The organism is Nonomuraea sp. NPDC050227, assembly GCF_044459705.1.
GTDB lineage: Bacteria > Actinomycetota > Actinomycetes > Streptosporangiales > Streptosporangiaceae > Nonomuraea.
Window position 1 is genome coordinate 53,869 of record NZ_JBITJF010000014.1, and the last position, 11,208, is coordinate 65,076.

Here is an 11,208-nt window from a genome sequence, read left to right on the forward strand (position 1 = left end):
CAAGGACGGTTGTGGCCGGGGCGGGTTCATCGGGCATGGGCTCCCAAGAAGCCCTGCCGGCGACGGATGCCCAGCGAGCTTCCAGTGGGAGTGTCAGGAACGCGGGTGGGGCATTCCGTCCGCGGTGGGGTGAGCGGTGACCGCGGGAGTTTCATGGCGCCGAAGGCGCGTGGGGTGCGCCGGTAGGCGCCTGATCGGGAAGGGGCTGAGCCCTTGTGGGCGCGGAGCGCCTTCCCTGGGAAGCCGATTCGGGGGGCGGACAGGTGAGGGCCCCGGCGGCAAGGAGCAACGCCGGGGCCCTCTTTCCCCTGGTGAGGGCTTACTTGTAGAGCTCCCCGTTAGGCCCCACGATCTTCCCCGACGGGAAGTTGGTGGCCGCCTTGTACACGGCCGCCGTCTCGCCGTCGAAGTAGGGCGAGGTGATGTAGTCGATGCGGTCGTTGCCGTCCTGGTCGGCGAAGGTGCTGGTGACACCGTTCACGTAGCCGAGGCGCTTGGCGTTGCTGTAGTTCAGCAGCCACGGCCCGCCGTCGTAGCCGGGGGTGACGGCACACTTCAGGCCGACGTGCTCCTCGATCTTGAGCCAGGACGCGCCCACGGTCTTGGCCGTCGTCTTGCCGTAGCAGTGCTTCGGCGTGACACCGCTGTACGGCTTGTTGCCGTCGGGGTGCGGGGCCGCCGGGTAGCCGAAGGTGCGGACGAACTTGCCCGTCGGCTGGTTCCAGGCGAAGCCCTGGCCGCCCACGGCGTCGCCGAGCCGGCCGGCGTCCTTGGACAGCAGGATGTAGTAGTGGCCGCCCCAGGCGCGCTTCGGGCCGCTGAAGCGCTCGAAGTCCTTGCGGTCCACCTGCTTCACGCCGTCGAACTGGATGCCGTTGTAGACGGTGACGAACGCGTAGTCGCGGTCGTAGTCCTCGTAGTTGTCGAAGTCGTAGTGGGTGAAGGCCTGCTTGCCCACGTAGATGCCCCAGGGGGCCTTGCCCTGGTAGTAGCCCGGGACGAAGACCCAGTTGGACAGCGTGTCGCTGTTGCTGTCCGTGTCGTACACGCAGTGGCCGGCGGTGGCGACCAGGTTGCGGTTGCCCGACTGGATGGAGGTGGCCGAGCACCAGCGGAACTTGCCGGAGCCGTCGACGAAGAAGACCTTGCCGATGCTCTTGGGCAGGTTCACGTTCTGGGACGCGCCGCCCTTCTGAGCGCCGGTCGGCGCGGTCATGCCGGGACGGCCGTCGGGGTCGTAGCCGCCCTTGGAGACGACCTTCCGCACTTCCTTGGAGTCCCAGGTGTACTGCGTGGCCTGGCGGAGGGCGGCGCCGTTGGAGGCGATCCAGAAGGAGGCGATCGAGGCGGCCTGGGAGTTGCTGCCGGCCATCGGGTCGTTGGAGACACCGCCGTCGGCCTGTGCGGTGGCGGAGAGCCCGGCGGCCAGAAGGCCGGTCGCCACGACCGCGCCGCCGACGGGGAGGAGGATTCGCTTCAAGGTAACTCCAGGTTGCGCTGACAGGAGGCGCCTCTTGCACCCCGAAATTCAGCAAACGGACGACCCGGAACCTATAACGCTGACAGGGCGAATGGAAATTTTCGGTAGATCAAGTCAGCGCTCCCAGCCAGCGCCGTTACCGTACCGAGATCAAAGGATCGGCTGATCACGTCCCGTGATCACCCGGTTGCATGTGACTTACGTCACATTTCCCGGCGTGGTGAGTGCGGCGGCGCGTCGGTAGACCTCCGCGGTGGTCGTGTCGAAGTACGGCGACGACACCGCGTCGTAGGCGCCCTTGGCATCCCTGTTCCAGGTCAGGCTGTTGACGCCGTTCAGGTTGCCGAGTCCGCGGGCCGCGTCGTACTCGACCAGCCAGGGGCCGCCGCTGGCGCCGGGGCTGAAGGCGCACGGCTGGAGCCGGACGCCCTTCTGCAGGTCGAGCGCGGGAGCCACGGTCCAGTACGTGACGCTGCCCTGGCACGTCCGCAGCGTCTTGCCGTCGAACGGACGGCTGCCGTCGGGCTGCACGCCGGCCGGGAAGCCGAACGCCGTCATGGTGGCGGCCGCCGGCTTCCTGTTGATCTCCAGCCCCTGGCCGCCCACGTTGTCCTGGAGGCGGCCGACGTCCTTCATCGTGTACGTGCCGTCCTTGGCCTGCTCCCAGACGAACCCGCGGTGCACGGTCACGAACGCGTAGTCGAAGTCGTAGTCGCCCTTGCCGGACCAGTCCTCGTGCATGCTGAGCGCGGCCCCCACGTAGATCCCGTCGGGCGTCTCGCCGTTGGGCCCGGGGTTGGGGACGAAGATCCAGTATTCGGCGGCCTTGGCCTGGCGGGAGTCGTACGCGCAGTGGCCGGCCGTGGCCACGACGCTGCGGTTGCGGGCGGCGACCGCGCTGGCCGAGCACCAGTACTGCTTGGCGCCGAACTTGAAGAAGACCTTGCCCATGGTCTTGCCGGCGCCCCCCTGCTTGGGCGGCACGGGCGCGATGCCCTGCGTCGCGGACGTCCGCCGCACCGCCGTCACGGGCGAGGCGGGCCCGGAGGCGGCGCCGGCCGAGGACGTCGGGGCGGCCTGCGCGCCCGGCGTGGCGGGGCTGTAGCTGTCGGCCTGCTTGAGCTGGTCGGGACGCCAGTAGTCGGCGACCTTCCTCATGTCGGCGGCGGTCTTGGCCAGCGTGACGCCGAAGACCCGGCTCGCCGGCGCGGCGTTCGCGATCCCCGTGAAGGCAGGCAGCAACAGCAGCGCGCCGCCCAGGGCGGCCGCTGCCAGTTGCCTGGCCCGGGAGATCATGAAATGCCTTTCTTAGGGTCGTAAGGGTGGATTTTTCCAGATCAACTGCCTGTATTGCAGCCCGGATAGAGATTCGTTACCTGATCAAGAGTGCACCGTGTGCGATAAGGACACCATCAGCCGATCCCTCCCGATACGCGTAAATGATCACGCGTGTCGGTCGTTGCCCCAGGTCAGAGGGCTGATAGAGGCTGCGCCTATGCACCGAATTCTCTGCATCATCGCGCTTTCCTGCGCCGCATTCGCCGCCGCTCCAGTGGCGAACGCCACGACCGGACCGCCCGATGTCCGGACGTCGCACAAGGACCAAAGGCTTTTCCGGATCAGCGTCGGAGATCGGCAGGGCGTGCTGGAGTGCACCCCCGGCCGGGTCGCGCCGGGGCAGGTCGCGGCCTGTTCCGCTCTCGAACAGGTGGGCGGGAACCCGGCCCGTTTGAGCGGTCGTACGGGGGTCTCCTGCACCGCCGACTACGAGCCGGTGGACGTACGGGCGGAGGGCGTCTGGGACGGCGACCGCTACCGCTACTCACAGACCTTCCCCAACGCCTGCGCCCTCGCCGTCGCCACGGGCCCGGTCTTCCGCGTCTGAGGCGCGGGTCTGAGGCGTACGCCCGGGAGATCGACGACCGGGGAAGGCCCCGGATCCCGCCGAGGAGGATCCGGGGCCTCGACTGTCGGGCCGGATCACGGCATGTCGCCGGTCCAGCGGTTGGCGGCGGCCTTGTAGACGTCGTAGGTGTCGGTGTTGAAGTACGGCGACGAGATGTGGTCGTAGCGGTCGTTGCCGTCGGTGTCCCACGCGACGCTGTTCACGCCCACCAGGTAGCCGGTGCGTGTGGAGTTCCGGTAGTCGTAGATGAACGGGCCGCCGCTGGCGCCGGCGGTGAACGAGCACCTGAAGCCGATCTGCTCCTGCAGGTCGTACTTCTTGGCCTCGGGCATCGGGGCCGTCCTGCCGTAGCACCACTTCATGGTGCGGCCGGTGTACGGCTTGTCGCCGTCGGGGTGCCCGCCGGCCGGGTAGCCGAAGGAGAACACGTTCAGCTTCGTGCTGCGGTTCCAGGTGAAGCCCTGGCCGCCGACGTTGTCGCCGAGGCGGCCGGCGTTCTTGACGGTCCAGTGCCACCGGTTGCCGGTCTTCTCCCAGCTCACCTTGATACCGTTGTAGACGTTGACGAACGCGTAGTCGAAGTCGTAGTCCTCCTTCACCACGAAGTCGTCGTGCGCGTTGAACGTCTTGGCGGCGTAGATGCCGTACGGCGCCTTGCCCTCCCATACGTTGTCGCCGTCCCAGTACGACGGGATGAAGATCCAGTTGTCGTAGAAGGCGTTCCGCTGGGTGTCGTAGACACAGTGGGCGGAGGTCGCCACCAGATTGCGGTACTTGCCCTGTACGGAGCTGGCCGAGCAGTACCGCCAGTTCTTCGGGTTGCGCGGGTCGGTCCGGGGCAGCGTGAAGAACACGCGGCCGACCGTGTTGGGCAGGTTGACCTGCCGGCTCTTGCCCGCCTTCGCCTTCTCCCCGCCGATCGGCGGGACCGATCCGGGCGGCCCGTCGGGGGTCTGGTCGCCGCCCCTGCCGCCCCTGACACCCCTGGACGACACGTCGAGCGCGCCGTCGTGGTCGGTGGCGAGCTTGATGCGGTCCGGCGTCCAGAACTGCACGGCCTGCTCGGCGGGGGTCGCCGCGTTCCTGGACACGACGTCGGGGGCCGAGGTCGCCTCCGCCGTGGCGCCGGTGGTCGTGCCGGCGGCCAGGGCGGCGGCCACCAGCGCGGCGAGGGGGATCGCGATGCGCCTTGCTCGGGAATACATGGAACTCCTCTCGGTTCTCGGCGGCCCAGAGCGGGGTGCTGCGCCCCGGTGGGCCAGGAAAACGTTGAGCACGCTAATGAATGGCGCAACCCGTCAGCCAGAAAGCGGTGCGAAAAGGTCGGCTCCGCCTCCGTTTTGTTATGGAAATAGCGAAATCACATGTATTCAGAAAAAGCATCTTCGCAGGTCAGACACCCAGTGAAGAGTCTGCGGCACCAGCGGTAACGCTGATTATCAAACGCCACTACTTATCAACCGAATGTTGTTCTGGTTAGATGTCGGCATGGATCCACGCACCCCCTGTCTCATCGGCATCGCACAACGCACCGTGCGCGAACAGCCCGGCCCGGAACCGCTCGATCTGTGGGAATCGGTCGCCCGCGAGGCGGCCGAAGACGCCCGGCTGCCCGCCGGGCGGCTCGACTCGATCCAGATCGTCCACACCGACTCCTGGCAGTACGACTCGCCCACCGGGCGGCTGGCCGAGCGCCTGGGCGCCACGCCGCGTCACACCGCCTACTCCAAGGTCAGCGGCACGGCTCCGCAGCTCCTCATCGGCGCGGCCGCGGCCCGGATCGCGGCGGGCGACCTGGACTGCGCGCTGATCACCGGGGCCGAGGCGCTGGCCACCCGGCGGGCCTACCGGCGGGCGGGCGAGCGCGTGCCGTGGAGCCACGCCGCCGATCCCAAGCCGCCCTACGGCTGGGAACGGCCCCCGCACCCCGCCGAGCTGGCGCACGACCTGTTCCTGCCCGTGCACACGTACGCGATCATGGAGACCGCGCGGCGGGCGGCGGCCGGGATGACGGTCGAGGAGGAGATGCTCGACCGGGGCCGGATGATGGCGCCGATGACGGAGGTGGCCGCGGCCAACCCGTACGCGTGGCGGCGGGCCGTGCGCACGCCCGAGGAGCTGGTGAAGGGCAACCGGTTCGTCGGCTGGCCGTACACCAGGAACACCGTGGCGGTCATGGAGGTCGACCAGGCGGCGGCCGTCGTCCTGGCCTGCGCGGAGCTGGCCGACCGGCTGGGGGTGCCGGACGAGCGGCGGGTCTACCTGCGCGGCTGGGCGTACGCCGAGGACACCTGGGAGGTGGCGGCGCGGCCCGCGCTCGGCTCGTCGCAGGCGATCGGGGCCGCCGCCGAGGCCGCCTTCCGGCGCGCCGGGCTCGGCCTCGCCGACATGGACGCGCTCGACCTGTACAGCTGCTTCGCCGTCGCGTTGCGGCAGGCGTGCGACGCGATCGGGCTCGACCCGTACGACCGGCGCGGCCTGACGGTCACCGGCGGCCTGCCGTACGCCGGCGGCCCGGCCAGCGACTACGTGCTGCACTCGACGGCCACGATGGCCGGGCTGCTGCGCACGCAGTCGGGCCACGGGCTGGTGACCGGCGTGGGGATGCACCTGACGAAGCACACGTACGCGGTGTGGTCCAGCGAGCCCGGCGGGCCGCCCGGGGACGCCGTCCCGGTGTTCACGGCGGCCGGGGTGCCCGTCGTGGGCTCGTACGCCGGGGCCGCCACCGTGGCCGGCTACACGGTCGCGCACGGCCCGGACGGCGAGCCGGACAAGGGCATCCTCGTCGTCGACCTGCCGGCCGGCGGGCGGGCGCACGCGCACGTGCTGGAGCCGGAGCTGCTGGCCGACGCCATGTCCCGAGAGCTCGTGGGGCAGCGGGTCAGCCTGGTCGCGGGCGACGGACCCAACGTGGCCACCTGGTGATCCCGCCGAGGTTGTGAAGTTGTGACCTGCTACGGCGACTTCGCCGGGTTCGAGGGCTTGCGCGGGCGGATGTCGCTCAACTGAACTGGGGGTGAAGGGCGCAACCCGCACTAACCCGGCGAGGCACGTCGTGTCCGACCAGTTCGACGTCATCGAGGCAGGGGGGCGAGGCCGCCGCCGGTGGATCGGGCTCGCGGTGGTGCTGGCTCTGCTGGTGATCCCGGCCGTCAGCCTGCTGCTCAGCCGCGACCCGCGGCAGGAGCCGCCCCCGCCGTCCGCCACCGCGCCCATCCGCTCGCTCACCACGATCGAGAACGGTCCCAACGCCCTGCGGATCCCGGCCAGGACCAGGGGCCACGACGAGATCATCGACGTCGTCTTCCCCGACGGGCTGAAGGCCGAGGTGCGCTACCCGGCCGACCTCGACCTCAACGAGCTGGGGGTGCGGCCGTTCCAGGGCGCGTGGATCGACGGGCGGTTCCGGCAGTTCAGCGTGCCGTACAACGGGGTCGCCGAGGTGACCGGCGGCGGCCGGCCGATCAGGAGCTACGGCCCCGGCGTCACCCTGTGGCCGCGCCAGCCGGGCGGGGGCAGCGGGCAGGTGCTGCTCTTCGCGTTCGGACGCTGGCGGCTGGCGATGCAGGACCGGGGTGAGGGGCTGACCTTCGACCAGCGCGCGGCCCTGGCGCGGGATCTGCACGGCAAGGTGACCCGGGACGGCTACCTGGTGCTGTCGGGCGAGGGATCGGTGCGGCTGGCCCGTCCGGGGGCCGTGACCCAGGAGGGGCCGGCCGGGCCGCAGCTCTGGTTCGGCGGGGGAGTGCGGGAGATGGTCGTGCTGGCGCCCACGCCCGACTGCGTCAGGAAGGCCCGGCTGCCGAAGGTGATCGACGGACGCGGGCGTCCGGGGGAGTGGACGTGCCGGGGGGACGTGGAGGTCGCCGTCGCCGGCCCCGAGGAGTTCCGGCGCCGCGCCCTCGCCGGAATCCGGGTGACGGTCAGGCACTGAGTCCCGGCCGGTGGCTCGCTCGGGCGGGGCGGTGTCGTGGGTGGCGGCGGGCCGGTTAGTAGGGTGCGGCCATGTTCGCCGTAACCGCCACACAGACCGATCCCGACAATCCGCTCGCCGGGCTGACGCTCGGTGAGCACCCCGACCCGAAGGCGCCCGACGGCTGGACGACCGTCTCGGTACGCGCCGCCGCCCTCAACCACCACGACCTGTGGACGCTCAAGGGCGTGGGCATCAGGCAGGACCGCCTGCCGATCGTGCTCGGCTGCGACGCCTCCGGCGTGGACGAGGACGGCAACGACGTCATCGTGCACGCCGTCATCGGCACGGGCGCGGACGAGACGCTCGACCCCAGGCGCTCCCTGCTGTCGGAGGTGCACGACGGGACGTTCGCCGAGCGGGTGGCCGTGCCGCGGCGCAACCTCGTGCCCAAGCCGGCCGCGCTCAGCTTCGAGGAGGCCGCCTGCCTGCCCACGGCGTGGCTGACCGCGTACCGCATGCTGTTCGACAAGGCCGGGCTCGAACCGGGCTCGACCGTGCTGGTGCAGGGCGCCGGCGGCGGCGTCGCGACCGCGCTGATCGCGCTCGGCCGCGCGGGCGGCTTCCGGGTCTGGGCGACCAGCCGGTCGGAGGACAAGCGCGAGCGGGCCCGCGAGCTGGGCGCCGACCAGGTCTTCGAGACGGGCGCGCGGCTGCCCGAGCGGGTGGACGCGGTCATGGAGACGGTCGGCCAGGCCACCTGGGACCATTCGCTCAAGTCGCTCAGGCCGGGCGGTCGCATCGTGGTCTCCGGGGCCACCAGCGGCGCGGTCCCGTCCGCCGACCTCAACCGCGTCTTCTTCCTGCAGCTGTCCGTGGTCGGCACCACCATGGGCACTCGCGACCAGCTTCAGCGGCTGGCGGTGTTCCTGGAGCAGACGGGCGTGCGGCCGGTGATCGACCGGACGCTGCCGATGACCGAGGCCCGGGACGGCTTCGCGGCCATGGCCCAAGGGGAGATCTTCGGGAAAATCGTCTTTACCAGCTGAATAAGTGAAGGGTTACTTGTCCGCCTTCTGGGTGATACAGGAAGAATGACGTCGTATCACCCTGGAGGCGTTCACCATGAACGTTGAGCCGTTCGGCCCGGGTTCGATGCACTGGGACACCGCGGGCGAATACCGCAACCTGCTCGTGGCCGGCAGCGCGCTGGTCCTCCAGACCATGCATCCGGCGGTCGGCGCGGCCGTGGCGGAGCACTCGACGTACAAGGACGACCCGTGGGGGCGGCTCAACCGCACGCTCGCCTCCGTCCAGAAGTGGGTCTACGGCGGTGAGGGCGGTCTGGCCGAGGGGCGGCGGCTGCGCGAGCTGCACCGCTCCATCAGCGGCGTGGACGAGCACGGCCGCGCCTACCACGCCCTGAACGGCGAGGCGTGGGCCTGGGTGCACCTGTCGCTGTTCGAGCGGTTCATCACGCTCAACCGCTACTTCGGCACCCCGTACACCGAGGAGCAACAGCGCCGCATGTACGCCGAGTCGCGGCAGCTCGGCGCGATCCTGCGGGTGCCGGAGCGGGAGATGCCGGCGGACCTGGAGGCGTTCTGGCGCTACTTCGACACGATGATCGCCGAACGGCTGGAGCCGCACCCGACGGCGCTGGAGGTGCTCGCCGTCATGCGCGGCACGCCCGCCCCGCCCGGCCTGCCGAGGCCGCTGCGCCGGCTGTGGACGCCGGTGGGGCTGGGGTCGGGGGAGTTCAACCACTTCGTCACCGTCGGGACCCTGCCGCCGGCCGCGCGCAGGAAGCTCGGCCTGCGCTGGACGGCCCGGGACGAGCGGCGGCTGCGGCACCTCGGGCACGCCGTGGCGATGCTGACCGCACGCCTGCCCGAGCGCTTGCGCTACATGCCGGTCGCCTACCACGCCCGCAGAGCGGCCCGCGGCCACGGACGCCCGCAACGCTCATTGCGCTCGGCCTGACGACGGCCCAGCGACGGCCCAGCGCTGGCTCAGCGACGGCCCAGCGCTGGCTCAGCGGCGGAGGATGTCGCGGATGCGGGCGGACGCCTCGTCGAGCACGGTGTGCAGCTCGTGCAGCTTCTGCGTGGTCAGGGCGGCGTCGGCGGCCTCCGTGCGGGCCTGGGCCACGAAGTCGGCCAGCAGTTCGCCCAGCTCGCTGTCGAGCTCGGTCCGGCGCACGGTGTCGCCGCCGAGCGTGGTCCAGATGTCCGACCAGATCCGCCGCCACTCGCCGGCCAGCCGGTCGCTCTCCACCTGCCACTGGTTGGCGTGCGCCATCCACTGCCGCTTCTGCTGCTCCTTGAGCCGTTTGAGCTCCTCGGCCCGCGCCTTGGCGTCGTCGCGGGCGCCGGTGCGCACGTCCTTGGCCATCCGGGTGAGCTCGTCGCGCAGCGACTTCACCGTGTCGCGGACGTCCTCCTTGACCTCGCGGGCGATGTCGCGCACGGAGGCGGAGATCTCCTGCTCCAGGTCGTCGAGCTCGTCGAGCCGGGCGTTGAGCTCCTCGCGGCCCTTGTCGGTGATGGAGAACACCTTCTTGCCCTCGATCACCTCGTGCGTGACCAGGCCCTCCTCCTCCAGGCGGGCCAGCCGCGGGTAGATCGTGCCGGGCGAGGGCGAGTAGACGCCGAGGAAGCGGTCCTGGAGCAGCCGGATGACCTCGTATCCGTGCCGCGGGCTCTCCTCCAGCAGCTTGAGCAGGTACAGCCGGAGCCGGCCGTGACCGAAGACAGGGCTCATTCCTTCTCTCCCTTGAGCAGCGCGACCTCGCCCGAGACGGTGTACGCCGACAGTGAGGCCATGCCGCCCCCCAGCCGTCCGGACAGCGCCTTGGAACCGGGGCTGTTGTTCGCCGACAGTCCGTCGAACGTCGAGCTCAGCCTGCCGGAGGTGGACCTCATGCTGACGTCGGACTCGACGTTCTCCGGCACCCGCACCAGGATGGCACCCGAGACGCTGTTGAGCGTCACATGACTCGTGGGCCGGAGCGTCAGGTCGGCGGTGATGCGGCCGGACACCGTGCTGGCCTTGAGCCGGCGCGGGCTGCCGTCGGCGAGGGTCAGCTCGCCCGAGACGGTCTTCAGCGCCAGGTCGCCCTCCATGGCCCGGCTCTCGATCGAGCCGGAGACCGTGGTGGCGCTCACCTCGCCGCTCACGCCGTCGAGGACGACCTCGGAGGACACGCTCTTGACCCGGGTGGACCGCTCGAACCCGGCCAGCACCGTGGACGCCGAGACCACCTCCGTGTTCACCCGGCAGCCCTTGGGCACGGTGAGCGTGAGGTTGGTCCTGCGCTTGTCGCGCCGCAGCCAGCCGAGCAGCCCGTCCAGGGTCAGGCCCTCGTAGGTGACGACCAGCTCCTTGGTCAGCGGGTCGTAGCTGACCAGCAGCGGCGCGGCCGACTCGATCTCCGTCAGCTCCAGCGTGGGCGGCCCCTCGCTGGCCAGGACGGCCAGCCTGCCGGCGACGATCCGCACGTCAAGTGACTCAACCGGCCCGAACGTGAGCTGCTCGGGAGCGTCCAGCGTCCACTTCTCCATGAACGTATGCCTCCTTGACGAGTACGTCTCCTACGAGAACACGATATGTCGCGTTACTCGAAAACTCAAGATGTATCGCGTCTCGGCGGCGGAATCCCGTCAGTCGTCGTCCTCGTCGTCGAGGCGGGCCAGCCAGGTGGCCAGCCGCTCGATCGGGGTCTCGAACTCGGGGTTGAGATCGACGAACTCGCGCAGCCGCTCGCCCAGCCAGAGCACGCTGACCTCTTCCTCGCCCCGCCGATCGACCAGCTCCTCGATCCCTCGATCGGTGAAGTACATGGGTTCTCTCCTTCGTGCAGGCAGGGGCCTCACCCTGCCGGTCAACGCAGAAGCCCCCGGCCGG

At 70.3% G+C, this 11,208-nt stretch carries 11 protein-coding genes; 5 read left to right on the plus strand and 6 right to left on the minus strand.

Going from position 1 to position 11,208, the window contains the following annotated elements; all coding sequences use genetic code 11:
• Positions 1 to 319: 319 nt before the first annotated feature.
• Together ACIBK9_RS41665 and ACIBK9_RS41670 are read right to left on the minus strand one after the other, a co-directional pair.
• On the minus strand, positions 320 to 1,480 hold the full coding sequence (locus ACIBK9_RS41665) for a hypothetical protein (protein WP_358288941.1): 1,161 nt from the start codon (positions 1,478 to 1,480) through the stop codon (positions 320 to 322).
• Positions 1,481 to 1,678: 198 nt separating this feature from the next.
• Positions 1,679 to 2,776, minus strand: coding sequence for a trypsin-like serine peptidase (locus tag ACIBK9_RS41670; RefSeq protein WP_397164414.1), 1,098 nt, complete (start codon positions 2,774 to 2,776; stop codon positions 1,679 to 1,681).
• Positions 2,777 to 3,122: 346 nt separating this feature from the next.
• On the opposite strand from ACIBK9_RS41670, the gene ACIBK9_RS41675 reads away from it, so the two are divergent.
• Entirely contained in the window at positions 3,123 to 3,365 is a 243-nt protein-coding gene (locus ACIBK9_RS41675; protein ID WP_352323540.1) for an SSI family serine proteinase inhibitor, read from the plus strand.
• A gap of 95 nt (positions 3,366 to 3,460) precedes the next feature.
• Here ACIBK9_RS41675 and ACIBK9_RS41680 read toward each other — a convergent pair whose 3' ends face one another.
• Entirely contained in the window at positions 3,461 to 4,591 is a 1,131-nt protein-coding gene (locus ACIBK9_RS41680; RefSeq protein WP_397164416.1) for a trypsin-like serine peptidase, read from the minus strand.
• A 283-nt stretch (positions 4,592 to 4,874) separates the two neighbouring features.
• Here ACIBK9_RS41680 and ACIBK9_RS41685 point away from each other — a divergent pair, with 283 nt between their 5' ends.
• The 4 genes from ACIBK9_RS41685 (at position 4,875) to ACIBK9_RS41700 (ending at position 9,285) form a co-directional block, all read left to right on the plus strand.
• Positions 4,875 to 6,314, plus strand: coding sequence for an acetyl-CoA synthetase (locus ACIBK9_RS41685; protein ID WP_397164418.1), 1,440 nt, complete (start codon positions 4,875 to 4,877; stop codon positions 6,312 to 6,314).
• A 130-nt stretch (positions 6,315 to 6,444) separates the two neighbouring features.
• Positions 6,445 to 7,323 carry a hypothetical protein gene (locus ACIBK9_RS41690; protein ID WP_397164419.1) on the plus strand — a complete coding sequence of 293 codons (879 nt, stop codon included), beginning with the start codon at positions 6,445 to 6,447 and terminating at the stop codon, positions 7,321 to 7,323.
• A 71-nt stretch (positions 7,324 to 7,394) separates the two neighbouring features.
• Positions 7,395 to 8,351 carry a zinc-binding dehydrogenase gene (locus ACIBK9_RS41695; protein WP_397164420.1) on the plus strand — a complete coding sequence of 319 codons (957 nt, stop codon included), beginning with the start codon at positions 7,395 to 7,397 and terminating at the stop codon, positions 8,349 to 8,351.
• Positions 8,352 to 8,427: 76 nt separating this feature from the next.
• Entirely contained in the window at positions 8,428 to 9,285 is an 858-nt protein-coding gene (locus tag ACIBK9_RS41700) for an oxygenase MpaB family protein (protein WP_397164421.1), read from the plus strand.
• Between the two features lie 51 nt (positions 9,286 to 9,336).
• Here ACIBK9_RS41700 and ACIBK9_RS41705 read toward each other — a convergent pair whose 3' ends face one another.
• The 3 genes from ACIBK9_RS41705 to ACIBK9_RS41715 all read right to left on the minus strand — a co-directional run bounded on the left by ACIBK9_RS41705 (position 9,337) and on the right by ACIBK9_RS41715 (position 11,144).
• On the minus strand, positions 9,337 to 10,065 hold the full coding sequence (locus ACIBK9_RS41705; RefSeq protein WP_358288920.1) for a helix-turn-helix transcriptional regulator: 729 nt from the start codon (positions 10,063 to 10,065) through the stop codon (positions 9,337 to 9,339).
• Positions 10,062 to 10,865 (minus strand): DUF4097 family beta strand repeat-containing protein, encoded by an 804-nt coding sequence (locus ACIBK9_RS41710; protein WP_364330797.1) that lies wholly within the window; start codon positions 10,863 to 10,865, stop codon positions 10,062 to 10,064. The genes ACIBK9_RS41705 and ACIBK9_RS41710 overlap by 4 nt, the downstream gene beginning before the upstream one ends.
• A 99-nt stretch (positions 10,866 to 10,964) precedes the next feature.
• The gene (locus ACIBK9_RS41715; protein ID WP_352323532.1) at positions 10,965 to 11,144 is read right to left on the minus strand and encodes a DUF6104 family protein; all 180 of its coding nucleotides are present in this window, start codon (positions 11,142 to 11,144) and stop codon (positions 10,965 to 10,967) included.
• Positions 11,145 to 11,208 lie beyond the last annotated feature (64 nt).